This window comes from Pseudoxanthobacter soli DSM 19599 (assembly GCF_900148505.1).
In the GTDB taxonomy this organism is placed as follows: Bacteria; Pseudomonadota; Alphaproteobacteria; order Rhizobiales; family Segnochrobactraceae; genus Pseudoxanthobacter; species Pseudoxanthobacter soli.
Genome location: NZ_FRXO01000003.1, coordinates 430,911 through 455,482 on the forward strand (window position 1 = coordinate 430,911; position 24,572 = coordinate 455,482).

Genomic DNA, 24,572 nt, shown 5'->3' on the forward strand with positions numbered 1-24,572 from the left:
ATGCCGTCCCGTGCCATCGCCACGGCGCGCCTGCGCCGCGGTGCCCGCGTTCCGCGTGTTCTCCCGCCGTCCTCGGTCTCCTGATCTTCCTTGCCACCGCGAGGTCCGCCGCCGTGAACCCCTACGACATCGCCGGAGAAGCCACCGATGTGCTCGTCGTCGGCGCCGGGCCGGCCGGGCTCAGCCTCGCCATCAACTGCCGGCGCTTCGGGCTGTCGGTCCGGGTGATCGACCGCCATCCGGAGCCGGACCGGACCTCGCGCGCGCTCGCGGTGTGGAGCGGCAGCCTGGAGGCGCTGTCGGCCGTCGGCGTCGCCGAGGACATCCGCGCGGAAGGCCTCACCATCGGCCGCGTCACGGTCGGCGACGGCGCGCGCGTGCTGCTCGACGAGGAAACCGGCGTGGACCATGCCGGCCCGTTCCCCCAGCCGGTGATCCTGCCTCAATGGCGCACCGAGCAGATCCTCGCAGACCGCCTCGCGGCGCTCGGCGTCCGGGTCGAGCGCGGCGTGGCGCTCGTCGCCATCGACCAGGAGCGCGACCGGGTGTTCGCCACGCTCCATCACGGCGAGGACACGCCCGAACGGGCGGTCGCCGGGTTCGTGGTCGGCTGCGACGGCGGCGCCAGCGCGGTGCGCCACCTGCTCGAGATCGAGGCCGAGGATTTTTCCGACCCGGAAACCCACGTGTTCTGCGACGGCCGGATCGAGGGTCCGCTGCAGCCCGGCACGCTCTATCTCTGGTCCGGCGAAGGCGGCAGCATCGCGCTGTCGCCCATCGACGGCGAGACGTGGCGGATGACGGCGCGGCGCCAGGCCGCGCCCCCACCGGCACCGTCCGGAAGCCACCCCGGCCCGGATGCGGACGGCGCGGCCACTGGCGAACCGCCGCCCGAACCGCCGCCGACGCGCGAGGAAATGCAGCATTACCTCACCTTGAGCGGCCCGCCGGGCCTCTCGATCGCATCGGTCTCGTGGCTCGCCGCCTATCGCGCCGGCGAGTTCGTCGCCGAGCGATATCGCGACGGCCGCTGCTATCTCGTCGGCGACGCGGCGCACGTGCTGTCGCCGACCGGCGGGCAGGGGCTGAACATGGGTATCATGGATGCCGCCAACCTCGCGTGGAAGCTCGCCCAGATCGCGCGCGGGCGGGGCGACGTCCAGGCGCTCGCCGACAGCTACGAGGCCGAGCGGCGGCCGATCGCGAAGGCGGTGATCGAAAGCTCGCTCGTCCGGCTGCTCGCGGGTTTCGCCGGCGGCATCGTCGCCCGCACCACGCGGGACGTCGCGGTCAAGGCGCTGTCCCGGCTGGCGCCGCTGCGGCGGCGGATGCTGGCGGATCTCGCCGACAGCGCGGCGAGCTACCGCGAGGGCGCGCTCGCCGGCCTGCGGCGCATGGTGACGGCGGGAACGCCGACGGTGGGCGAGCGGGCGCTCGATGCCCCCTATCACGACCCGGAGACGGGCAAGGCCGGCTCGCTCTGGCCGCTGCTCTGCGGCCTCGACGCCCGCGAGACCGGCAAGAGCGACGGTCCCGTGCACACGCTTCTCCTGTTCGGCGACGCCACGGCGACGCGGGCGATCGCGCTGTCCGTCGAGGAATTCGGCCCCGCGGTGCGCATCGTCCAGCTCGATGCCGTCACCGATCCCGATGGCGAGGCGGCGCGGCGCTACACTGTCGATCCGGGCGGCTGGGTGCTCGTGCGGCCCGATCAGGTGGTGGGCACGCGCGGCGGCCCGCTCGATGTGGGGCTGATCGATTCCTATGCGGAACTCGCGCTGCGCCTGCCCGAAGCGCGCTGACACGGCCGCGCGAAACTGATTTGCCGGCAAAGTCCGGCAATTTTTCGTGTTCCGCCGCGCGCCTGCGGTCGCGCCTGCGCAACCCCGCGCCATCGCGACAGCCGGCGGCCTGTGGCCCGCATCCGCTGAAGGACCGGCGGAATCCCATGCCCGTTCAGCCTCTTGCAGGCGACCCGGCCTTCGGGCCGGACGCCCTCGGTGCCATGCGAACGTCATTCGGCCGCGGCGCCGGGCGACAGCAGGGCCTTCCGCGCCCCGTCGCCGCCGCAGGGCGGGGGTGTCCGCAAACATTGTCACATTACCGTCGGGCAACTATGTTTCTGATGGCGGTTAACGGTTCGCAGGCGCCCGACGAAAAGGGTGTTGTGAGCGCGGGGCCGGAACGGCCGGCGCCGGGTTGGCTGCCGGGCCACCAGTGAAGCCCGCCGCCATCGGAGGAAGCATGAGACGATCGACGCCGCCGTCTTCCGATGTCCTTGCCGAAGCGTTCCCGAGCCGCCGGGCCGGCGCGCTCGGCCTCGTCGATGCCGGTGCCGGCGTCGCGCGCACGGCGATGACCGCCCTGATGTCCGCCAACCCCCGGTTCGGCGAGGCCGCGCTTCCCTTCAGGCCGTTGGCGCCCGCGGGCATCCGCATTCCCGGCGGCCGCCGCGAGCCGCTCGATCCGAACGCCCCGACGCTCGGCCGCCTGGGTCCGCTGGAGGTGCGCCTCGCCCGCACCCGGCAGGAGATCAAGCGCTCCCAGTCGATCCGCTACAAGGTGTTCTACGAGGAGATGTCGGCCATCGCCGACGCGATGGCGATGATGAGCCGGCGCGACGTCGATGCCTTCGACGACATCTGCGACCACATGCTGGTGATCGATCACGAGGCGCCGGCCAAGCGCTTCCAGCGGCGCAAGCCGAAGGTGGTCGGCACCTACCGGCTGCTGCGCCGGGATATCGCCGACCGCTACGACGGCTTCTATTCCACCTCGGAGTTCGACCTCTCGCCCCTGCTCGACGCGCGGCCCTACCGCCGCATTCTGGAGCTCGGCCGGTCGTGCGTGCTGGAGCCCTACCGCTCCAAGCGCACGCTGGAACTGCTTTGGCACGGGGTATGGACCTACACGCTGGAGCACGGCTGCGACCTGATGATCGGCTGCGCCAGCCTCGAGGGCACCGACCCGGATCTCCTGGCGATGCCGCTGTCGTTCCTGCACCATTTCTGCCGCGCGCCAGACGGCCTGCGGCCTTCGGCCCTGCCCGACCGCTTCGTGGAAATGAACCGGATGCCGAAGGAGGCGATCAACGCCAAGGCGGCGCTCCATGCGCTGCCGCCGCTGATCAAGGGCTATCTGCGGCTCGGCGCCAAGATCGGCGACGGCGCGGTGATCGACCACCAGTTCGGCACGACGGACGTGCTGATCGTGCTGCCGGTCGACGAGATCAACACGCGCTACATCAACTATTACGGCGCCGACGCCAGCCGCCACGCCGGCTAGAGCGCTTTCCGATCGGATGGCAACATCCGACCGACATGAAAACGCTCCAGACTCAAAAGCTCGAAAATAGTCCGCCGGACCGGCTCTCCGGACGACGGGGCTTGATGGCGGGGCTGTGTCCGGCGCCGGGCTTCCGTGCGCATGCCGTTCCGGCCGTCGCCGTCCCGCGCGTACCGGCCGATCGCCCGGAGGATCTTCGGGATGCCGCGCCTGTCGATCGCCGGGACGCAGAACGGCCATTCCCAACCGTGCGCGTGCTTTGTAGTCTGAAACGGTTCCAAAATGCTTCTCGGCCGGCCCGACGTGTCGGGGCGACCTGAAGGCATCCCCGCTGCAACGACCGGAGCATGTTCCGGGCTCAGAACGTGGCATCCATGGCTCATTCCCCGACCGCCCAGCGCTACAATCCCGCCATCGTCGCCCTGCACTGGCTCATCGCCATCCTCGTGGCGGTGGTCTACGGGCTGACCTACGTCTGGGACGGTGTCCCGGACGAGGATGTTCCGTTCGTCAAGGACCTGCACATGGGCCTCGGCTTCACCGTGCTGGTGCTGGTGATCGCGCGCATCGTCATCCGGCTGTCCACCGCCTCGCCGCCGGCGGCGCAGAGCGGCTGGCCGTTCCTCGACAGGATCGGCAGCCTCGCCCACGTCCTGCTCTATTTCCTGCTCCTGGCCGTCACCATCCTCGGCGTGACCTACGTGCAGTCGCGGGCGCGCGGCATTCCCCTCGGCTTCATGGAAATCCCGGCACTGTTGACGGACCCGGTCGCCCGCGACACCTCACGCTCGATCCGCGAGGTTCACGAACTCGCCGCCAACGCCCTGATCGCGCTCGCCATCGTCCATGCGCTGGCGGCGCTGTTCCATCAGTTCGTCCTGCGGGACCGCCTGCTGCGGCGGATGACGTTCGGCGGGCGGTAAGCCGGTCCTCGCGATCGGATGGCCTGATCCGGTCTCACGGCCTCGCACCAGATTCGACAGGCCCCGGCATGATCCGGCGGACGGGGCCGGCCCGGGCCTTGCGCCTGAACACCGGGGCATCCTTCGCCATCGCCGACCGCACCCTCCACAAACCGCACCCTTCACCAACCACAGACGAAAACGGCCGGAGAGGTTCCCCTCTCCGGCCGTCGGTATTTCAGGGCGGGCGCCTGGAGCATATCCCGTTCAGATCGAACCGATCTGAACGACACGGATATGCTCAAGCTTTTGAAGCCGGGGGGATTTCTTGTCGATCGGATGAGTCCATCCGATCGGAAAGCGCTCTAGCCCCCCATGGATGTCGGATTGGCGCTTACGCGGCCTCGCCCGAGATCTCCTGCCCGGTCTCCTGGTCCACGACCTTCATGGACAGGCGCACCTTGCCGCGCTCGTCGAAGCCGAGCAGCTTCACCCACACCTTGTCGCCTTCCTTCACCACGTCGGTGACCTTCTGGGGCCGGCCGTTGGTGAGCTGCGAAATGTGGACGAGGCCGTCGCGCGAACCGAAGAAGTTCACGAAGGCGCCGAACTCGACGCACTTCACGACCGTGCCCTCGTAGATCGCACCCATTTCCGGCTCGGCGGCGATGCCCTTGATCCAGTTCATCGCGGCCTTGATGGCCTTGCCGTCGGACGATGCGATCTTGATGGTGCCGTCGTCGGCGATGTCGATCTTGGCGCCGGTCTTCTCCACGATCTCGCGGATCACCTTGCCGCCCGAACCGATGACTTCTCGGATCTTGTCGACCGGGATCTTCATCACCTCGATGCGCGGCGCGTACTCGCCGAGCTCCGGACGGGCCTCGGTCAGCGCCTTCGACATCTCGTTGAGGATGTGGAGACGGCCGCCCTTGGCCTGCTCGAGGGCGACCTTCATGATCTCCTCGGTGATGCCGTTGATCTTGATGTCCATCTGCAGCGCGGTCACGCCGGCTTCGGTGCCCGCGACCTTGAAGTCCATGTCGCCGAGATGATCCTCGTCACCGAGGATGTCGGACAGCACCGCGAAGCGCTCGCCTTCCTTGATGAGGCCCATGGCGATGCCCGCCACCGGACGCTTCAGCGGCACGCCGGCATCCATCAGCGACAGCGAGGAGCCGCACACCGTCGCCATCGAGGACGAGCCGTTCGACTCGGTGATCTCGGAGACGACGCGGATGGTGTAGGGGAACTCATGCTTCGGCGGCAGGATCGGGTGCACCGCGCGCCACGCCAGCTTGCCGTGGCCGACTTCGCGGCGGCCGGGCGAACCCATGCGGCCGGTCTCGCCCACGGAATAGGGCGGGAAGTTGTAGTGCAGCAGGAAGTTTTCCTTGTAGGTGCCTTCCAGCGAATCGATGAACTGCTCGTCCTCGCCGGTGCCGAGGGTGGCGACGACCAGGGCCTGGGTCTCGCCGCGGGTGAACAGCGACGAGCCGTGGGCGCGCGGCAGCACGCCGACCTGCGACAGGATCGGACGGACGGTCACGAGGTCACGGCCGTCGATGCGCACCTTCTCGTCGAGGATGCGGTTGCGGACGGTCGAGGCCTCCAGCTCCTTGAACAGCTCGGAAACGAGCTGCGGGGCCGGCGCGGCCGGATCTTCCGGGTTCACCAGCGCGGCGACGACGCTGGCCTTCACCGCCGAGATCTGCTCGCGGCGCTCGGCCTTCGCCGGAATGCGGTAGGCGGCGGCGAGGCCTTCGGAGGCGATCTCGGCGACGCGGGCGGCGAGCGCCTCGTTGCCGGTCTCCGGCAGCGCACGCGGCTCCTTGGCGGCCTTCTCGGCAAGGCGGATGATGGCGTCGATCACCGGCTGGAAGCCGGTGTGGCCGAACATCACCGCGCCGAGCATGACCTCTTCGGACAGCTCGCGGGCTTCCGATTCCACCATCAGCACCGCGTCGCCCGTGCCGGCGACCACGAGGTCGAGGTCGGAATCGGCGCGGCTGTCATGAGCCGGGTTCAGCACGTACTGGCCGTTGATGTAGCCGACGCGGGCGCCACCGATCGGGCCCATGAACGGCACGCCGGACAGCGTCAGGGCGGCGGACGCCGCGACCAGCGCGAGGATGTCCGGATCGTTCTCGAGGTCGTGGGAGAGCACGGTCACGATGACCTGGGTCTCGCACTTGTAGCCGTCGGCGAACAGCGGGCGGATCGGGCGGTCGATCAGGCGCGAGGTCAGCACCTCGTGCTCGGACGGGCGGCCTTCGCGCTTGAAGTAGCCACCCGGGATCTTGCCGGCGGCGAACGCCTTTTCCTGGTAGTGGACGGTCAGCGGAAAGAAGTCGAGGCCCGGCTTCGGGGCCTTCTCGGAAACGACGGTGGCGAGCACGGCGGTCTCGCCGTAGGTGGCGAGCACGGCGCCGTCGGCCTGGCGCGCGATGCGGCCGGTCTCGAGGGTCAGCGTGCGGCCGGCCCACTCGATCTGTTCGCGTTCGATCTGGAACATGGATGTCTTCCTTCCTGTCGCGGGACCGCGAAGGTCGACACGGGCAAGACGGCGAGACGGCCGGACCGATGCACTTTCTGCGCGACGGTCCCGTTCGGGTCCCCGTCTTCGGCCGTCCGGCAATCCTGCCCCGTGGTCTCCCTTCGCGGGCGGCGCCGGCGGCCCTGATGGCCCTCCCCGGTCGCGTCCCGCTGGTGGCGTGTTGGATGCCGCCGGCGTCCTGTCCGCACCGCCGGCCATTGCCGCGGTGCGTCAGACGCCGCCGGAACCCGATGAAGTGGCAGACCCGGCCGGATCGGCTGGGCCCGGCTTCCCCGGCGCCCGTTCCGTGCGGGTCGTCTCGATCCCGTGGAACATGTGCCGGCGCGGCCGCGCACGGCCGCTTGAAAATCAGAGGCGCCGGAAGCGGTCTGCTCCCCGGCGCCCCTATGGCATCAGCGGCGCAGGCCGAGGCGCTGGATCAGCGTCTGGTAGCGCGCAAGCTCGGTCTTCTTCAGATGATCGAGGAGGCTGCGACGCTGGCTGACCAGCTTCAGGAGGCCGCGGCGGGAATGGTTGTCCTTGGCGTGGCTCTTGAAGTGCTCGGTCAGGTTGACGATGCGCTCGGAGAGGATCGCAACCTGCACCTCGGGCGAACCGGTATCGCCCGGCTTGGTGGCGTATTCGGCGATGATCGCCTGCTTGCGTTCGGCGGTAACCGACATCGGTGGTCCTTTCATGATGGCGCCGTAAGGCGCCGATGGTGTGGTGCGCGGCGGACGCCGAACCCGGTGCTGCAACGGAGGGCGCGTGCGGCCAAGCCGCAGCGATCCGTTGCGATCGGGATCGAGGGTCCGCGCCCCGGCCGCTCCCTTGGGGAGGGCACGGGCATCCGCGCGTCGTGGGCGGAGCTCTGGGGCATATCCCGTTCAGATCGAACCGAGCTGAACGACACGGCTATGCTCAGAGCTTTGAGTCCGGAGCGATTTCTCCTCGATCGGATGTGACCATACGATCGGAAAGCGCTCCAGGCTCCCTTTCCTCGCCTTGGCCGAGCCGGGATGTCGTCCAGCACGGTCGAGGCAGCAGGAAACGGCGGCGCCGGTCATCCGGCGCCGCACGCGGGCGGACTATGGCCACAAAAGCCGCCGGAATTCCAGCCCAATTGCAGGACGCGGGCCCGAAAAGCCCGCGGCAGCCTTCGCGATCAGCGCCGGGAAAGGCCCTGCTCGGGCGTCGAGTAGTTGAACACCCGCCGCGGCACGAACTCGCCGGCCTCGATGGAGCCGAGCGCGACGAGACGGCCGGCGGAGGTGGCGTAGGCCGCCTCGGTCTTGACCGGCGCGCCGCGTCCGCGCAGGAGCACCGACTGGCCCCGGCGCAGCCGGCTCGCGTCGACGGACGACATCGCGACTTCCAGAAGCTCCGAAAGGCCGTCCTCGACCGGGCGCAGCAGCGCGGCGAGCGCCGCCGCGGGGTCCTCGGATTCGGCCGCGGCGGCGACGGTGTCGAACGGCACCAGATCGGTCTCGTCGAACGGTCCGACCATGAGGCGCCGCAGCGCCGACACATGGCCGCGACAGCCGAGCCGGCGGCCAAAATCGCGCGCCAGCGAGCGCACATAGGTGCCCTTGCCGCACTCCGCCTCGATCTCGACATGGTCGGCATCGGGCAGGCCGACGATGGCGAGGCGATGGATCTCCACGGTCCGCGCCGCGATCTCGACGACCTCGCCGTCGCGGGCGAGGTCGTAGGCGCGCTCGCCGCCGATCTTGATCGCCGAATATTGCGGGGGAACCTGCTGGATCTCGCCGACGAATTCCGGCAGCAGCGCCTCGATCTCCGCCGGCGTCGGGCGGGCGTCGGAGGTCGCGACCGGCCGGCCTTCGGCGTCGTCGGTATCGGTCTCGATGCCCCAGCGCACCGTGAAGCGGTAGACCTTCCGGCCGTCGACCACATAGGGCACGGTCTTGGTCGCCTCGCCGAAGGCGATCGGCAGCGCGCCGGAGGCGAGCGGATCGAGCGTGCCGGCATGGCCGGCCTTGGCGGCCTGGTAGAACCGCTTCACCGCGCCGACGGCCTCGGTGGAGGTCATGCCGAGCGGCTTGTCGAGGATCAGCCAGCCGTTGATTTCGCGGCGCGGGCGGCGGCGCTGCTGCCGTCCACGGCCGCCGCGGCCACCGTCACGGCTCTCGCCAACCTGCTGGCCGGCCTGCTGGCCTTCCGCCGCGCCGTCGTCGCGAAGGTCGGCGCCGGCATTGTCGATGTCGTCGACGCTCATCGCGCCTCTCCCTCGTCTTCGTCGTCTGTCTTCGGCGAGAGATCGCGGGCGACCTCGGGCTCGTGGAGCAGCGAGTCGACGCGGATATCGTCCTCGTAGCGGGTATCGAGCCGGAACCGCAGATCGGGCGCGAACCGCAGCCCCGCCTTGCGGCCGATGAGGCCCTTGAGCCGGCCGCGCGCGTTGTCGAGCGCCGCGAGCGAGGTCTCCACATTGAGCCCGCCGAGCGGCATCACGAGCACCGTCGCGACCTTCAGGTCCGGGCTCATCCGCACTTCGGGGATGGTCACGAACACGCCGTCGAGCTCGGGCTGATGAGTCTCGCCGCGGGCGAGCGCCTCGGCGAGGGCATGGCGCACGGCTTCTCCCACGCGCAGCTGCCTCTGGGACGGCCCGGCGGCCTCCCGCTCACGTCTTGCTGGTTTCATGGTCGTTCACCTCATGGCCCCGACCGGACTTGGACCGGAAAGGGGGCGCGAGACCTGGAAAAGGGCGCCGCGGAGGGCAGCGCACGCACCGGCACGCGATCAGTCGTCGCCCCGGACCAGAGCATATCCTCGTTCAGATCGAAGCGATCGGAACGGGGATATGCTCCAGGCTTTGAACTGGGAGCGATTTCTGGTCGATCGGATGGGTCCATCCGATCGGAAAGCGCTCCGGAACCGGGGCCGATGCCGGCGATGCCGGACGGCATTGCCACCCCGGCGAGGCCGGGATGGGCCGAAGCAGGGCCGCGCACGCCTCAGAGCGTGCGGGCGATCTCTTCCACGCGGAAGCACTCGATGACGTCGCCGGCCCGCATGTCCTGGTAGCCTTCGAACGCCATGCCGCACTCCTGGCCGGAATGCACTTCCTTGACGTCGTCCTTGAAGCGCTTGAGCTGCGAGAGCTTGCCGTCGTGGATGACGACGCCGTCGCGGATGAGGCGCACGCTGGCGCCACGCTCGACGACACCCTCGGTGACGAGACAGCCCGCGACCTTGCCGACCTTCGTGACGTTGAAGATCTCGCGGATTTCCGCGTTGCCGAGGAAGGTCTCGCGCAGTTCCGGCGTCAGCAGGCCCGACATCGCCGCCTTCACGTCATCCACGAGGTCGTAGATGATGTTGTAGTAGCGGATCTCGATGCCGTCGCGTTCGGCGGCCTCGCGCGCCTGCTTGTTGGCGCGCACGTTGAAGCCGACGATGGCCGCGTTCGAGGTGGCGGCGAGCGTCACGTCGGACTCGGTGATCGCACCGACGCCCGAGTGGATGACGCGGGCCTTGACCTCGTCGGTGCCGAGCTTGTCGAGCGCGCCGATGATCGCCTCGACCGAGCCCTGCACGTCGCCCTTGACGAGCAGCACGAACTCCTTGCGACCGGCTTCCTTGAGCTGGCTCATCATCTCGACGAGCGAGCCGCGGGCGCCCGGACGGGCCGCCGCCTTGTCGCGCTTCTGGCGCTGGCGGTATTCGGTGATCTCGCGGGCGCGGGCCTCGTTCTCCACCACGGCGAAGCGGTCGCCCGCCTCCGGGGTGGCCTGGAAGCCCAGCACTTCCACCGGCATGGACGGGCCGGCCGACTTCACCTGCGCACCATGGTCGTCGATCAGGGCGCGCACGCGGCCCCATTCGGCGCCGGCGATCAGGATATCGCCCGCATTGAGCGTTCCGCGCTGCACCAGAACCGTGGCGACCGGACCGCGGCCCTTGTCGAGCTTGGCCTCGATGACCATGCCTTCCGCCGGACGGTCGGGATTGGCCTTGAGCTCCAGCACTTCGGCCTGAAGCAGGATCGCCTCCAGCAGACCGTCGAGATTGGTGCGCTCCTTGGCCGAGACCAGCACTTCCTGGGTCTCGCCGCCCATGGCTTCCACCACGATCTCGTAGCGCAGCAGGTCGTTGCGCACCCGGTCCGGATTGGCGCCGGGCTTGTCGATCTTGTTGATCGCCACGATGATCGGCACGCCCGCGGCACGGGCGTGGTTGATGGCCTCGATGGTCTGCGGCATCACGCCGTCGTCCGCCGCCACCACGAGGATGACGATGTCGGTCGACTTGGCACCGCGGGCACGCATGGCGGTGAACGCCTCGTGGCCGGGGGTGTCGATGAACGTGATCTTCTGGCCGTTCTTCTCGACCTGGTAGGCGCCGATGTGCTGGGTGATGCCACCGGCCTCGCCCGCCACGACGTTCGCCTCGCGGATCGCGTCGAGCAACGAGGTCTTGCCGTGGTCGACGTGGCCCATGATGGTCACGACCGGCGGACGCGGCGCCAGCGCGCCGGTGTCGTCGGTGCCGGCGAACAGGCCTTCCTCGACGTCGGCTTCCGACACGCGCTTCACGGTGTGGCCGAGTTCCTCGGCGACCAGCTGGGCGGTATCGGCGTCGATGATGTCGGTGATCTTGTGCATCTGCCCCTGCTTCATCAGGAGCTTGATCACGTCGACGCCACGCTCGGCCATGCGGTTGGCCAGCTCCTGGATGGAGATGGTCTCCGGCAGGATGACCTCGCGGCTGATCTTCTCACGCACGCCGGTCTGCAGGGCGCGCTTGTGCTTCTCGACGCGACGACGCATCGCCGCCAGCGAACGGCCCCGGCTTTCGTCGCCTTCGAGCGCCTTGACGATCGTGAGCTTCGACTTGCGGCGGTCGTCCGTCTTCGGCGCGGCCTTCGGCGCGAGCGCGGCGACCGGGCGCTTGTTGCTGCCGGGACCGGGCTTGCGGCCCTTCTTCAGATCGTCGTCGTCGTCGTCGACCGCGGTGCGGCGGACACCGGGGACCTCGGGCGTGGTGGTCGCAGCCGGCGTGGCCGCCGTCGCGCTGCGGCCGGCCGCGGAAGCCGGGGCACCGCCGGCCGGACGGCGCAGGCGTGCCTCTTCCTCCGCCTTGCGGCGCAGTTCGTCGTCGATCTTCTTGCGCGCGTCCTCTTCGACGCGGCGCTTCTCGGCTTCCTCGCGCTCGCGGTGAAGGCGGGCGATGTGCTCGCGCTCGAGACGCGCCTCCTCCTCCGCCCGGCGGCGGTCTTCCGCCTCGCGGACGCGGGCGCCGGCAATGGCCTGGGCGCGGGCGGCGATCTCGTCCTGGGTCAGCGTGCGGTGCACGACGCCGCGATTGCGGCCGGCCGTGTCCGGACGTCCGCTGCCGCTGCCCTGGCGGTCGCGGTCGCGCTCGCCATGGGAGGAACGGCCGTCGCCGGGACGGCCGGACCGTTGGCCGGCACCGTGGGAGGGGCCGCTGCGCTGCGGCTGGCCGCCCTGCGAGGTGCGGCCGGACGAACCGTGGCCGGCACCCTGCGGCACGCTGCTGCGCACCGGGGCATTCTGCGGCGCCGCGGGGCGCGGAGGCGCAACCGTGGTCGCGGTCGCGGTCGCCGTAGCGGCGGCCGGCGCGGGGGCCCGGGGTGCCTCGGTCGCGGGCGCCGCAGCCGGGGCCTCGGCGACCGGCGCCTTCACGGGCTCCGTCGTCTCGGCAGGCTCGGCGGTGCGCGCTTCCGCAACCACTGGCTCGGCGGTCGCCTCGGCGGCGGGCGCGGCAGCAGCCGGCTCGGGCTCCGCCGAAGCGGGGCTCGCGGCTGGGGTCTCGGCCTGGCTCACAGGCGTCTGCGCTGCGGCAGCGGCCTGGGCGGCGGCAGCGGCGACGACCGCCGCGACGCGCGCGTTCGGGGCCTGAGCCGGCGTCGGGTTCTCCGCCGCGGCTTCGCCCTGCCCGGCCTCGCCCGGCATCAGGATGCGACGCTTCTTCTTCTCCACGACGACAGTCTTGGTCCGTCCGTGGCTGAAGCTCTGACGGACCGTGCCTTGTTCCACGGAGGGACGACGCAAGGACAAGGTTGTCTTCTTGCGGTCGACGCCCAGGGTCTTGTCGCCGGGATTATTCGTATCGTTCATACCGTCTTCAGTCCTGCGGAGCCGCAAGGTCCGCCGTTGCATTGCCGTCGAAGCCGTCCGAGACATCAAGTCCGCGATAACGTGCCAATCGTTGCACGCGATCGATAACCGCATCGCTGGCCCGCCCTGCGGTGAGGGCAGCATGTATCACATTTGCCGAGCCCAATGCCAAATCCAATTGAGCCGACGCGAAGATCCTTATCACCGGGACGGTATCGACCGTCCCGAACCGACGCAGGACCACCGCCCGCATCTTCCTGACGCCATCCGGCGCCGCATCCAGGGCGGTCACCAGGGCCGCGACGTCGCCGCGATTGACGGCCGTCTCGACCTTGGTGAAGCCCGTCACCAATGTTCCCGCCTTGCGGGCGATCGACAGCGCCTGCAGGGCGCCGCGCTCCATCAAGGCATCCACGCGCTCGGCCAGCCCCGGCTCGACCGTGACCGCCTGCTTGAAGCCGCGCGCGAACAACCGCTTGCGCTCGGCTTCGGCCACCGCGGCCCGCGTCGCCGTCACCCACACGCCGCGGCCCGGAAGCTCGCGGCGCAGGTCCGGAACGACCGAGCCGTCCGGGGCGACCACGAACCGGACCATCTCGTCGGCCGGCAGCGTCTCCCGGCTCACCAGGCATTGACGAGTGGCGGAGGCGGCCTCGCGGGGCATCGTCATCCGAACGGGCACCGAACTCAGTGCGCCGCCTCGGCCTCCGTCTCGTCATCGCCCTCGACCACCTCGGGCTCGGGCTCGATCCAGCCGGCGGCGACGCGCGCGGCCATGATCAGCTCTTCCGCCTCGGTGCGCGAAAGCTCCTCGCTCGACAGCACGCCCGCATGGCGCACGGTCTCGCCGTTCTTGCGCTCGGTCCAGCCCAGCAGGTCGTCGGTGGCGCAATCGGCCAGATCCTCGACCGTCTTGATGCCGCCCTTGCCGAACGACACCAGCATCGGCATCGTCACGCCCGGAATGGTCTTCAGCGCGTCGTCGACACCGAGTTCACGGCGCTCCTCGTCGAGCTGGCGCTCGATCTCTTCCAGATGCTCGCGGGCGCGCGCCTGGATTTCCTCGGCGGTCTGCTCGTCGAACCCTTCGATCGAGGCGATTTCCTCCGGCTCCACGAACGCGACTTCCTCGACCGAGGAGAAGCCCTCCGAAGCCAGAAGCTGGCCGACGACCTCGTCGACATTGAGGGCGTCGACGAAGAGCTGGGTGCGCTCGGCGAATTCCTTCTGGCGCCGCTCGCTCTCCTCCTGCTCGGTCAGGATGTCGATATCCCATCCCGTGAGCTGGGAGGCGAGGCGGACATTCTGGCCGCGGCGGCCGATGGCGAGCGACAGCTGGTCGTCCGGCACCACCACCTCGATGCGCTCGGCGTCCTCGTCGAGCACCACCTTGGCGACCTCGGCCGGCTGCAGCGCGTTGACGATGAACGTCGCCGGCTCGTTCGACCAGGGGATGATGTCGATCTTCTCGCCCTGCAGCTCCTGAACCACCGCCTGCACGCGCGAACCGCGCATGCCGACGCAGGCGCCGACGGGATCGATCGAGGAATCGCGCGAATAGACCGCGATCTTGGCGCGGGAGCCCGGATCGCGGGCGACCGACTTCACCTCGATGATGTTGTCGTAGATTTCCGGCACTTCCTGGGCGAACAGCTTCGCCATGAACTGCGGATGGGTGCGCGACAGGAAGATCTGCGGCCCGCGCTGTTCCCGGCGCACGTCGTAGATATAGGCGCGGATGCGGTCGCCGTTGCGGAACACCTCGCGCGGGATCAGTTCGTCGCGCCGCACGATGGCTTCGCCACGGCCGAGATCCACGATCACATTTCCGTATTCGACCCGCTTCACGACGCCGTTGACGACTTCGCCGATGCGGTTCTTGAACTCGTCGTACTGGCGGTCGCGCTCGGCCTCGCGCACCTTCTGCACGATGACCTGCTTGGCCGACTGGGCGGCGATGCGGCCGAAATCCATCGGCGGCAGCGGCTCGGCGATGAAATCGCCGACCTGGGCGGCCGGATTGCGGTTCTTGGCGTCGATGACGTCGATCTCGGTCGCCGGGTTCTCGACGGCATCGACCACCTGAAGCAGGCGCTGCAGGCGGATTTCACCGGTCCGCGGATTGATCTCCGCGCGGACCTCGGTTTCCGAGCCGTAGCGCGAGCGGGCCGCCTTCTGGATGGCGTCCTCCATCGCCGCGATGACGATGTTGCGGTCGATCACCTTCTCGCGGGCCACCGCATCCGCGATCTGCAGAAGCTCGAGCCTGTTCGCGCTGACAGCCATGGCTTTCCTCTCCGGATGGCGATCCTCGCGGACCGCCTCCTGTTCAGTTCAATTCGGTTTCGCTGCCGTCGCCGGCATCTGCCTCGGCGCCGCGCGCGGCGCGCTTCTCGGCCCTGAGCGCCTCGGTGACGAGCGCGTCGGTCAGAACCAGCTTGGCCTCGCCGACATCGTCGAGCGGCAGCCACACGGTTTCCGCGGGCGGGGCATCCGAGGCCGCTTCTTCCACCGGGGCCTTCGCGGCCTTCGGCGGCGCCTTCTTCATCATCTTCGGCCGGGAGCCCTTGCTGGCGCCCTTGGCGCCCGCCTTGCCTTCATCGAGCGTCAGGCCGAACAGATCGCCGTCGACGCCCGCCAGGATCCCGCGGAAACGCTTGCGACCGGCCTGTGCCACGCGCATCTCGACCTTGGCGACATGGCCGGACCAACGCTCGAAATCGGACCGCCGCACCAGCGGCCGGTCGATGCCCGGCGAGGACACCTCGAGATGATAGGCCTTGTCGATCGGATCGTCGACATCGAGCGCCGGCGAGACTTCGCGGCTGACCGCCTCGCAATCCTCGACCGACATGGTGCCGTCCGGCCGCTCAGCCATGATCTGCAGGGTACAGCCGTTCTCGCCGGTGACGCGCACCCGCACGAGCCGGTAGCCGAGATCCTCGATCACCGGCTCGACGATGGCCGCGACGCGGGCATCGATGCCGTTCTCGGTCACGAGCCGCGGTTCCACCGCGCCTTCGGCCGGGAGGGATCGGGTGTTGTTCGGGTCCGCGATATCGCTCACTGCCCGTCCGTTCTCCACATCGCGCATCGGCCCGCGGCGTGCCGTGACGGGAACGTCACGGTGGCGGCTGTCCGGCGCCTCAGAATGGTCGTGTTCCCTCTCGCCGCAGGCCTATCGGCAAACACCGACGGGAGCGGGCCCCGGTGGGACCCACTCTCACCCGGCCCAACCGGATCCGAACGAGAAGGTGGAATGGCGATGCTATAGACCCGCGAACCCAGGATTGGCAAGGAAAAACCGGCCTTCGCCGGAATCCGCGTCCTTCTCCCGGGAGCGGACGGCGCGTGAGCGCTCCGCCGATCCCATTTCGAACAGATAGGGAGCGGTTTCCGGCGCCGCCACCCGCGTCAGCGGCAATAGCCTTCTTTGTCCTCGACGACGATCAGGCAGTTCTTCTTGCCCGCGAGCCATTTGAACCCGGTTTCGGCGCCGGTTCCATGGCGGATCGCCTCCGCCGTCCCATTGCGCACGAAGCGGATGACGTCGCCGTCGAGCCGCCCGACATAGGTCGCCTGATCGTCGAGGGTGTCCTTCAGGACGATGCGGACCGTGCCGGGCTTCGATGCGGGCGCGATCTCCAGGAACAGCCCCTCCGGCCCGTTCCAGCGTCCGGCCCACGGCTTCAGGCTGGCGGGAACCGCGGTCTTTTTCGCCCCGGCGACGGCAGGCGCGGTCGTGCCGAGGGCAAGCGCGACCATTGCCACCGCGATCGCGGCGAACCGGCCTGCGCGCGCGAGGCCCCGCACGGAAGCGCGGACAGGCGTCGAAAGCGACGCGGAAGACGATCGTGCGACCGAAACCATCGGTTCCTCCCTGGCTGTATACCGGCGACCCGTCATGGAGGCCATCCCGGGTCCCATCAACGTTCGGGGGCGCGATCGGCTCCGCTCCGAGGGCGCCCGCGGTCAAAGCGAAGGGGCCTGCACACGTTCATGTGCGGTTCAGCCGGTGGGACCTATTTCTGTCCCCGACGCCGAGCCCTCCCCTTTCGGAGACGGCAGCGGCGAAGAGGCACCACGGACCGCCGCTTGCGGTTCCACGACGACAGGACCATGCCGATGTCGAGCGCCGTCCAGATGATTTCCCGGCCCGAGGCCGCCAGCCTGCAGCCCGTCGCCGCTCCCCGCCATCCGCGCCGGCTGCTGCCGGCACTCGCCGCCGCGATGGCGCTCACCGTCGCCGCCGGCGCCTTCATGCCCTCCACCGCGGAAGCGGGCGGCTGGAACAACAATGACGGTGCCGCCGCTGCGGCGGCCGGCATCGGGCTTGCGGTCGGCGTGCTCGCCGGCGCCGCCTTCGCGTCCCAGCCGGCGCCGGTCTATGCCGCGCCGGCCCCCGTCTACGCCCCGCCCCCGCCGCCGGTCTACGCCGCTCCGGTGCAGGTCTATGCTCCGCCGCCGCCCCCGCCGGTCTATTACGAGGAGCCGGCCGGCTACGTAGTGTCCCAGACCTACGTCACGCCCGGCCCCTATTATCGCGGCGGTCCCGGCTGGGGTCCGCGGCCGTGGCGCCAGGGCTGGTAAAAGAGCGCGCGACAGGCGCGCAACGCGCGCCGGCACGCGCAGCCGGACCGTCCATCAGGTGCATATGAAGCGCGCATCAAGCGCGCACGAGTCAGCCGCCGCTCCCTGTCGGGACGGCGGCTTTTTTCGTTGCAGGCTGTACATCGAAAACCGGGCTGGACCGGCCGTTCGGCAAAGGAGCATCCCGGGGTGAACCGGTGCCGCCGCCCGTTCGTATCAACGCAGTATGAGACCCGAATGGTCGCGGCGGCGCGTCTGCGGAACTTTTTTGCTCCATTCCGTACAATTGATGGATCGAATTCGCCTCTCGCGCATTTTGTTCCTTTCGTCCGCTGTTCGGGGGTCGAGCCGCCCTTTCGTCGGCGCCTCAGCTCGATTCCTCTTACCAGAAATCGAAAGCAAATTTCATGCATCCATGGGGGCATGATAGCTTTCTGACCCACGTCGGCGTCAGAACGACCCTTCCCTCATGGTTATCGGGACCGAGAGACTCTTCGTTATGAGCGTCGCGGCTTGCATCGCCTACCAGCACAACATCTGGCTCGTCTTCATTGCTGGCCTGATATGCTCCGTCGGCTCCTGGACGACGATCAAACTCTTCAACCGCTCCCTTTCGGCAAAGGGCGCTCAGAAGATGAGCTGGCACGTCCTGACGGCCACCGCCGCAGGCACCACCATCTGGTGCACCCATTTCATCGCCATTCTCGGCTACGATCCCGGTGTCCCATACGGCTTCGATCCGGTCCTGACGGTCGTGTCGCTGCTCGTCGCGTTCTTCGGTTCCGCGCTCGGCTTCGTCGTCGCCTCCGACCGGAACTCGACGACGGCCGCGCTCGTCGGCGGCGGAATCGTCGGCCTGGGGATCAGCGTGATGCACTACAGCGGCATCCTCGCCTACCGCGTTAACGGCATCGTCAGCTGGGACGTGACCTATCTCGTCACCTCGATCTGCCTCGCGGTCGCGTTTTCGGCCCTCGCTGCCTTTATCGTCGTCCGCGGTCGCCTGAGAAACCGTGCGCTGGTCGGAGCGGGGCTGTTGGCTTTCGCCATTCTCAGCCTGCATTTTACCGGCATGACGGCGCTGCGGATCGCGCCGCTCGATATCGACAACGCGGCCACGAATCCGGAAGCGGCGCGGACCCTGGCACTGGCCGTGGCCTGCGTCGCCCTGATGGTCGTGGCCGCCGGCTTCGCGAGCTATTTCATCGACGGCAGTACGCGTGCGGAATCCGTCGAGCGGCTTCGCGAGGCCGCGACCCATGACGGGCTGACCGGGCTGCCGAACCGAAGCGGCTTCAACGAGCGGCTCGACCGTGAGCTTCTCGCCGCCGATGCCGTCGGCGCCCGCGTCGCGTTCATCGCGATCGATCTCGACCGCTTCAAGGAGATCAACGACCGGCGCGGACACGCGGCCGGCGATGAAGTGCTGAAGATCCTCGGGCGCCGCATGATGGGCGTGCTGCGTGGAGGCGAGGTCATCGGGCGGATGGGCGGCGACGAATTCGCTGCGTTCCGGCGGGTCGAAAGCGATGAAATGCTTCAGGCTTTCCTTCGCCGGATAGAGACGGTGCTGTCGAAGCCGATGACCCTCGACGACGGCGAGGTGGTTGCCGGCGGCAGCATCGGCGTTGCGTTCTATCCGGACGACGCGACCACCCGCACGACGCTCGCCAGCAACGCCGATCTCGCGATGTACCGCGCGAAAGGGGATGTCAGCCGGTCGATCTGCTTCTACGAGCCGTCGATGGACGATTTCGTTCGCACCCGGCGCAAGCTCGCCGCCGAATTGAGGGAAGCGTTGGAGAAAGGCCAGCTCGACCTGCACTATCAGGTTCAGACATCCGTCCTGACAGGCGAAATCCGCGGATACGAGGCGCTGGTCCGCTGGCGGCATCCTGTCCGAGGGCTGGTGCCGCCGTCCGACTTCATTCCCATCGCCGAGGAAAGCGGCCTGATCCTGCCGATCGGCGAATGGGTGCTTCGGACCGCCTGTGCGACCGCTGCGACCTGGTCGCCGCCGTACAAGATCGCCGTAAACCTGTCGCCGATCCAGTTCGGCACCGCCGGCCTGCCGGACCTGATCCGGCGCACCCTGAGAGAAACCGGGCTCGATGCGGAACGGCTGGAACTCGAACTGACGGAATCGACCATCTTCGTCGATCGGGAGCGCTCGCTTCACATGCTGCGGGAGATCAAGCGTCTCGGTGTCTCAATCGCGCTCGACGATTTCGGCACGGGCTATTCGTCGCTCGATATCCTGCGGTCGTTTCCGTTCGACAAGATCAAGCTCGACCGGTCGTTCATGCGGGAAGTGGAGGACAGCCCCACGGCGAGGGCCATCATCCGCGCCATCCTGGCGCTCGGCAGCAGCCTGAAGATTCCCGTGCTCGCCGAAGGCATCGAGACGGATGCCCAGCTCGCGCTATTGAGGGCGGAAGGCTGCGACGAGGCTCAGGGCTACCTGCTCGGCCGCCCCGCCCCGCTCGACAGCATCGTGTCCGGCGGCCAGATCACGCTTATGCCCGGCGACCCGCTCGCGCAAAGCGCATGACGTCCCGGTCGGGCCGCATAAGCGCGGTTCCGCCCCAACCGTGCCGGGTATCCTCGTCAGGAATTTTCCAGCCGACGGCTGATATCGTCGAGTTGCTCGAGCGACCGGTAGCGAATGCGCAGTTCCCCGGCGCCGTTCGGCTTATGGGTCAGCGACACAGCCAGCCCCAGCACCTCAGAAAGCCGCGTCTCCAGCGCCCGCGTATCGGCATCCTTCTCGGCGACGGCGCGCCCGACCGCTGCCACGGCCTGGGCAACCGGTGAGGCAGCCAAGGCCTCGGTATCGCGCACGGTCAAATCCTCGGCGATGACGCGGCGGGCAAGTGCCTCCGGATCGGGCGCCATCAGGATGGCACGGGCGTGACCGGCCGACAGCCGGCCGGCCACCACATGGTCTTTCACGGCATCGGGCAGCTTCAGGAGGCGCATCGTGTTGGCGACATGGCTGCGGCTCTTGCCGATGACGCCGGCGAGGTCGTTCTGGGTGTAGCCGAACTCGGCGATGAGCTGCTGGTAGCCGGCCGCTTCCTCGACCGCATTGAGATCGGCACGCTGGACGTTCTCGACGATGGCGATCTCGAGCGCCTCGCGATCGGAGACATCGCGCACGAGAACCGGGACTTCGTGCAGGCCGGCCCGCTGGGCGGCCCGCCACCGGCGCTCGCCGGCGATGATCTCGTAGGCGTCCGCCTGGCCGGCCACCGCGCGCACCAGAATGGGCTGGAAGATGCCCCGCTCACGGATCGAGTTGGTCAGATCTTCCAGATCCTCCTCGGAGAACTGACGCCGGGGATTGCGCGGATTGGGCTTTACGAACGCCGTCGGCACCCGCTTCAAGCCACGTCCGCGGTCGCCGCGATCGGTGAAGCCGGCATCCGTGGAAACATCGCCCATCAATGCGGCGAGCCCGCGGCCCAGCCGCTTGCGTCCCTGCTCCTCCGCCATCGTCTCACGTCCTCTAAATTCGTCGGCCGCAGGATAGGCCGCCTGTGACCGAACGGTCAGGCGGCAACGGCACGGAACCGCTTCTCGCGCTGGATGATCTCCGAGGCGAGCCGCAGATAGGCCTGGCTGCCGGAGCAGCGGATATCGTAAAGCAGCGCTGGCTTGCCGTAGGACGGCGCCTCGCTCAACCTGACGTTGCGCGGAATCACGGTTTCATAAACCGTGTCGCCCATGGTCTCGCGCACGTCGGCCACGACCTGATTGGCGAGATTGTTGCGCGCATCGTACATGGTGAGAACGATGCCATGAATGGCGAGTTCGGCGTTCAGCGCCTGCTTGACCTGATCCACGGTCTGAAGCAGCTGGCTGAGACCCTCCAGCGCGAAGAACTCGCACTGCAGCGGCACCAGCACGCCATGGGCGGCACTCATGGCGTTGATGGTGAGCAGGTTCAGTGAAGGCGGGCAATCCACCAGCACGTAAGAATAGGCGAACTTGCCGGTCGCCTGGGCGGCGTGGGCGGCAATGGCATTCCGCAATCTGAAGGTGCGATCCCGCTCGTTGGCGATTTCGAGTTCGAGACCGAGCAGATCGAGCGTCGAAGCGGCGAGATGGAGCCGCGGGATCGCCGTTTCGATGATGGCGTCGCCGAGCGGCGCCTCGCCCACCAGCACGTCGTAGGTCGAGACCCGGCGGTCCTTGCGCTCGACGCCGAGGCCGGTCGAGGCATTGCCCTGGGGATCGAGATCGACGATCAGCACGCTCTCGCCGATTGCGGCGAGCGCGGTGCCAAGATTGATGGCCGTCGTCGTCTTGCCGACCCCACCCTTCTGGTTGGCGACCACCAGCACCCGAGGCATCGGGGCGGAGCCGCCGCGTGAGGCGGCCGGACGGGGATCGAGATGATTGCTGGCGGAGACACTCATGGCTCAGGCACTCCCGGACGCCGTGGTGCGAGACTGCGCACGAGGGCGATCCGGCCGTCCGGATCGGACCCACTCGGATGTTCTACCAGATCGAAGCTCCAATGGGCACGGGCATCGGCGACTTCCCGGCGGAGATCCCGCCCTTTGTGGAAAACGCCCACCGCACCGGCCTCGAAAAGCGGCGCGGCAAGCGCCAGCAGCTTGTCGAGCGGTGCCAGCGCGCGGGCCGAAACCGCCTCGACCGGCCCACCTGCGACAACGTCCGGCCTTGTGACCACGTCCTCGATGCGCGCCGCCGAGACCGTCGCCGGAGCGCCGGTTTCGCGGATGGCGGCCTTGAGGAAGGCGGCCTTGCGGCCGTTCGATTCCACGAGATGGACGTGCGCGCCGGGCACGTCGGCGAGCAGGATCGCCACCACGATGCCGGGGAAGCCGGCGCCCGATCCGAGATCCACCCAGCGGCGCGCCTCCGGCGCGGCGTCGAGCACCGCCGCGCTGTCGGCGACGTGGCGGGTCCAGACATGATCGAGCGTACCCGGCCCGACAAGGTTCTTGGCCTTCTGCCATGTCCGCAGCAACGCCACGTAGCGCGTGAGCCGATCCATCGCGGCAGGAGCGACGGGCCGCAGCGCGAGAAGAGCCTCCGGCCCCTCCCCCGGCGCACTTGTCTTCTGCTTCGGCTCAGGCGGCATCGCGGCCCCCTTCCGGGCGCCGGCGCAGATAGGCCAGCAACAGCGTGAGCGCGGCAGGCGTGACGCCTTCCACCCGCCCGGCCTGCGACAGAGTCTGGGGACGAACGCTCGCCAGCCTCTGCTTCACCTCGTTCGAGAGGCCCGTGATCGCCGCATAATCGAGGTCGACCGGCAACGCGACGCCGGCGTCGCGCTTCAGCGCCGCGACGTCCGCGGCCTGACGATCGAGATAGACGGCGTAGCGCGCATCGGTCTCGACCGTGGCAGCGATGGCAGGCGGCAGATCGCCGAGCTCCGGCCAGACGGCAACGAGCCGTGCCAAATCGATATCGGGGAAGCTCAGGAGATCGAACGCTGTGCGGCGCACGCCATCATGATTGAGCGCGAGCCCGTGACGCGCCGCTTCCTGGGGCGTCAGGCTGAGGGACTTCAGCCAGACCCGCGCCGCCTCCAACGCGGCGCGGCGGCGATCGAAGGCCGCGGCACGTTCCGTGCCGACGAGCCCGGTCCGGAGGCCGAGCGGGGTCAGCCGCTCGTCGGCATTATCCGCCCGGAGTTTCAGCCGGAACTCCGCCCGCGAGGTAAACATGCGGTAGGGCTCGGTGATGCCGCGGGTAACGAGATCATCGACCATGACGCCGAGATAGGCGTCCTCCCGGCCGATGACCACAGGATCAGACCCGCCCGCCACACGGGCGGCGTTGAGGCCCGCCAGCAGACCCTGCGCCGCCGCCTCCTCATAACCCGTAGTGCCGTTGATCTGCCCCGCCAGGAACAGCCCGGCGCAGCGCTTGGTCTCAAGAGCGGGCGTCAGCTCCGTCGGATCGACGTGGGTATATTCGATGGCATAGCCGGGCCGCAGGATCTCCGCCCGCTCCAGCCCGGGGATCGTGGCGATCAGCGCCCGCTGGGCATCTTCCGGCAGCGAGGTCGAGATGCCGTTCGGATAGACCGTATGGTCGTCGAGGCCTTCGGGCTCGAGAAAGATCTGGTGGCCGTCGCGATCGCCGAAACGCACGATCTTGTCTTCGATGGACGGGCAGTAGCGGGGCCCGCGGCTGGAAATCTCGCCCGAGTACATCGCCGAGCGATGCAGATGAGTGCGGATGACCGAATGGGTCTCGGCCGTCGTGCGGGTGACGTGGCAGACGACCTGAGGCGTGGTGATCGACGCCGTCAGGGCCGAGAACGGCTCCGGAGGATCGTCGCCCGGCTGGACGTCGAGACCGGCCTTGTCGATGGTGCGGCCATCGATGCGCGGCGGCGTGCCGGTCTTCAGCCGGCCGAGACGCAGGCCGATGCGGCCGAGGGCATCGCCGAGCCCGATAGCCGGCGGCTCGCCCATCCGGCCCGCCGGCATCTTGACGTCGCCGATGTGGATCAGTCCGTCGAGGAACGTGCCCGTGGTCACGACAGCCGCGCCGGTCGTCAGCGTCCGGCCATCACGCAACACCACGGCGGAAAGACGACCTTGGGAAACCACGAGATCGACGGCTTCGCCCTGAACGATCTCGAGCCCGGACACGGCCGTGATCGCCGCCTGCATCGCCGCGCGGTAGAGCTTGCGATCGGCCTGTGCGCGCGGCCCTTGGACGGCCGGCCCTTTACGGCGATTGAGAACGCGGAACTGGATGCCGCCCTGGTCCGCGACGCGTGCCATGAGGCCGTCCAGCGCATCGATCTCGCGGACGAGATGGCCCTTGCCAAGACCGCCGATCGCCGGGTTGCACGACATCACGCCGATGGTCGCCGCATCCTGCGTGACGAGAGCCACCCGGGCGCCCACCCGCGCGGCGGCCGCGGCGGCCTCCGAGCCGGCGTGCCCGCCACCAATCACCACGACATCGTACCGTCGCTGCACGGCGACCTCCGCATCCTCGATGTTCTGCATGGCTTCGTCTTACAGCATCGGCGGCCAAAGCGCGACGCCGTTTTCCCTGCGCCGCGGAGGCGCGTGTGTTTCACGTGAAACATGACGTACAGTCCGCATCGGCGAGACGGATTGTTTCACGTGAAACATCGGGGCAAACACCGCACCT

Annotated in this window: 18 protein-coding genes; 5 read left to right on the forward strand and 13 right to left on the reverse strand. The window is 68.8% G+C overall.

The window, feature by feature from the left end; genetic code table 11:
• The first annotated feature begins 113 nt into the window (after positions 1–113).
• From BUF17_RS09490 to BUF17_RS09505, 3 genes are all read left to right on the forward strand, one after another.
• Positions 114–1,802, forward strand: a complete 1,689-nt coding sequence (locus BUF17_RS09490; RefSeq protein WP_175563662.1) for an FAD-dependent monooxygenase — start codon at positions 114–116, stop codon at positions 1,800–1,802.
• 565 nt (positions 1,803–2,367) lie between these two features.
• Positions 2,368–3,285, forward strand: coding sequence for a l-ornithine N(alpha)-acyltransferase (olsB, locus tag BUF17_RS09495; RefSeq protein WP_084564428.1), 918 nt, complete (start codon positions 2,368–2,370; stop codon positions 3,283–3,285).
• 374 nt (positions 3,286–3,659) lie between these two features.
• Complete coding sequence (locus BUF17_RS09505; protein ID WP_073627909.1) at positions 3,660–4,208, forward strand: cytochrome b; 549 nt, start codon at positions 3,660–3,662, stop codon at positions 4,206–4,208.
• Positions 4,209–4,581: 373 nt separating this feature from the next.
• On the opposite strand, the gene pnp is transcribed toward BUF17_RS09505, so the two are convergent.
• The 9 genes from pnp to BUF17_RS09550 form a co-directional block, all read right to left on the reverse strand.
• Positions 4,582–6,702, reverse strand: coding sequence for a polyribonucleotide nucleotidyltransferase (gene pnp / locus BUF17_RS09510; RefSeq protein ID WP_073627911.1), 2,121 nt, complete (start codon positions 6,700–6,702; stop codon positions 4,582–4,584).
• Positions 6,703–7,136: 434 nt separating this feature from the next.
• Positions 7,137–7,481, reverse strand: a complete 345-nt coding sequence (gene rpsO / locus BUF17_RS09515; protein WP_428977637.1) for a 30S ribosomal protein S15 — start codon at positions 7,479–7,481, stop codon at positions 7,137–7,139.
• 407 nt (positions 7,482–7,888) lie between these two features.
• Entirely contained in the window at positions 7,889–8,962 is a 1,074-nt protein-coding gene (truB, locus tag BUF17_RS09520; RefSeq protein WP_073627915.1) for a tRNA pseudouridine(55) synthase TruB, read from the reverse strand.
• Complete coding sequence (gene rbfA, locus BUF17_RS09525) at positions 8,959–9,390, reverse strand: 30S ribosome-binding factor RbfA (protein WP_073627917.1); 432 nt, start codon at positions 9,388–9,390, stop codon at positions 8,959–8,961. Before rbfA ends, truB begins: the two co-directional genes overlap by 4 nt.
• A 314-nt stretch (positions 9,391–9,704) precedes the next feature.
• Positions 9,705–12,830 carry a translation initiation factor IF-2 gene (gene infB, locus BUF17_RS09530; RefSeq protein WP_073627919.1) on the reverse strand — a complete coding sequence of 1,042 codons (3,126 nt, stop codon included), beginning with the start codon at positions 12,828–12,830 and terminating at the stop codon, positions 9,705–9,707.
• A gap of 7 nt (positions 12,831–12,837) precedes the next feature.
• Positions 12,838–13,500 carry an RNA-binding protein gene (locus BUF17_RS09535; RefSeq protein ID WP_342185900.1) on the reverse strand — a complete coding sequence of 221 codons (663 nt, stop codon included), beginning with the start codon at positions 13,498–13,500 and terminating at the stop codon, positions 12,838–12,840.
• A gap of 17 nt (positions 13,501–13,517) precedes the next feature.
• On the reverse strand, positions 13,518–15,116 hold the full coding sequence (nusA, locus tag BUF17_RS09540; protein WP_073627921.1) for a transcription termination factor NusA: 1,599 nt from the start codon (positions 15,114–15,116) through the stop codon (positions 13,518–13,520).
• 43 nt (positions 15,117–15,159) lie between these two features.
• A complete protein-coding gene (gene rimP, locus BUF17_RS09545; RefSeq protein WP_428977638.1) occupies positions 15,160–15,897 on the reverse strand; it encodes a ribosome maturation factor RimP in 738 nt (245 codons plus the stop codon).
• Positions 15,898–16,244: 347 nt separating this feature from the next.
• Entirely contained in the window at positions 16,245–16,700 is a 456-nt protein-coding gene (locus tag BUF17_RS09550; RefSeq protein ID WP_084564342.1) for a hypothetical protein, read from the reverse strand.
• Positions 16,701–16,955: 255 nt separating this feature from the next.
• Here BUF17_RS09550 and BUF17_RS09555 point away from each other — a divergent pair, with 255 nt between their 5' ends.
• Positions 16,956–17,420, forward strand: a complete 465-nt coding sequence (locus BUF17_RS09555; RefSeq protein WP_139282482.1) for a hypothetical protein — start codon at positions 16,956–16,958, stop codon at positions 17,418–17,420.
• Positions 17,421–17,919: 499 nt separating this feature from the next.
• On the forward strand, positions 17,920–19,971 hold the full coding sequence (locus BUF17_RS09560) for a putative bifunctional diguanylate cyclase/phosphodiesterase (RefSeq protein WP_073627923.1): 2,052 nt from the start codon (positions 17,920–17,922) through the stop codon (positions 19,969–19,971).
• 56 nt (positions 19,972–20,027) lie between these two features.
• On the opposite strand, the gene BUF17_RS09565 is transcribed toward BUF17_RS09560, so the two are convergent.
• From BUF17_RS09565 to mnmG, 4 genes are all read right to left on the reverse strand, one after another.
• Positions 20,028–20,915: a ParB/RepB/Spo0J family partition protein gene (locus BUF17_RS09565; protein ID WP_073627925.1), complete on the reverse strand. Its 888-nt coding sequence runs from the start codon at positions 20,913–20,915 to the stop codon at positions 20,028–20,030.
• Between the two features lie 56 nt (positions 20,916–20,971).
• Positions 20,972–21,775: a ParA family protein gene (locus BUF17_RS09570; protein WP_073628310.1), complete on the reverse strand. Its 804-nt coding sequence runs from the start codon at positions 21,773–21,775 to the stop codon at positions 20,972–20,974.
• Between the two features lie 62 nt (positions 21,776–21,837).
• Entirely contained in the window at positions 21,838–22,533 is a 696-nt protein-coding gene (gene rsmG / locus BUF17_RS09575) for a 16S rRNA (guanine(527)-N(7))-methyltransferase RsmG (RefSeq protein WP_073627927.1), read from the reverse strand.
• Positions 22,523–24,424 (reverse strand): tRNA uridine-5-carboxymethylaminomethyl(34) synthesis enzyme MnmG, encoded by a 1,902-nt coding sequence (gene mnmG / locus BUF17_RS09580; RefSeq protein WP_073627929.1) that lies wholly within the window; start codon positions 24,422–24,424, stop codon positions 22,523–22,525. The genes rsmG and mnmG overlap by 11 nt, the downstream gene beginning before the upstream one ends.
• Positions 24,425–24,572 lie beyond the last annotated feature (148 nt).

Excerpts from the sequence above, each read along its gene's own strand:
- olsB (WP_084564428.1), top strand. The coding sequence starts at position 2,368 with ATGTCCGCCAACCCCCGGTTCGGCGAGGCCGCGCTTCCCTTCAGGCCG.
- BUF17_RS09505 (WP_073627909.1), top strand. The coding sequence starts at position 3,660 with ATGGCTCATTCCCCGACCGCCCAGCGCTACAATCCCGCCATCGTCGCC.
- pnp (WP_073627911.1), bottom strand. The coding sequence starts at position 6,702 with ATGTTCCAGATCGAACGCGAACAGATCGAGTGGGCCGGCCGCACGCTG.
- truB (WP_073627915.1), bottom strand. The coding sequence starts at position 8,962 with ATGAGCGTCGACGACATCGACAATGCCGGCGCCGACCTTCGCGACGAC.
- rbfA (WP_073627917.1), bottom strand. The coding sequence starts at position 9,390 with ATGAAACCAGCAAGACGTGAGCGGGAGGCCGCCGGGCCGTCCCAGAGG.
- infB (WP_073627919.1), bottom strand. The coding sequence starts at position 12,830 with ATGAACGATACGAATAATCCCGGCGACAAGACCCTGGGCGTCGACCGC.
- BUF17_RS09535 (WP_342185900.1), bottom strand. The coding sequence starts at position 13,500 with ATGACGATGCCCCGCGAGGCCGCCTCCGCCACTCGTCAATGCCTGGTG.
- nusA (WP_073627921.1), bottom strand. The coding sequence starts at position 15,116 with ATGGCTGTCAGCGCGAACAGGCTCGAGCTTCTGCAGATCGCGGATGCG.
- BUF17_RS09550 (WP_084564342.1), bottom strand. The coding sequence starts at position 16,700 with ATGGTTTCGGTCGCACGATCGTCTTCCGCGTCGCTTTCGACGCCTGTC.
- BUF17_RS09555 (WP_139282482.1), top strand. The coding sequence starts at position 16,956 with ATGTCGAGCGCCGTCCAGATGATTTCCCGGCCCGAGGCCGCCAGCCTG.
- BUF17_RS09560 (WP_073627923.1), top strand. The coding sequence starts at position 17,920 with ATGAGCGTCGCGGCTTGCATCGCCTACCAGCACAACATCTGGCTCGTC.
- BUF17_RS09565 (WP_073627925.1), bottom strand. The coding sequence starts at position 20,915 with ATGGCGGAGGAGCAGGGACGCAAGCGGCTGGGCCGCGGGCTCGCCGCA.
- BUF17_RS09570 (WP_073628310.1), bottom strand. The coding sequence starts at position 21,775 with ATGCCTCGGGTGCTGGTGGTCGCCAACCAGAAGGGTGGGGTCGGCAAG.
- rsmG (WP_073627927.1), bottom strand. The coding sequence starts at position 22,533 with ATGCCGCCTGAGCCGAAGCAGAAGACAAGTGCGCCGGGGGAGGGGCCG.
- mnmG (WP_073627929.1), bottom strand. The coding sequence starts at position 24,424 with ATGCAGAACATCGAGGATGCGGAGGTCGCCGTGCAGCGACGGTACGAT.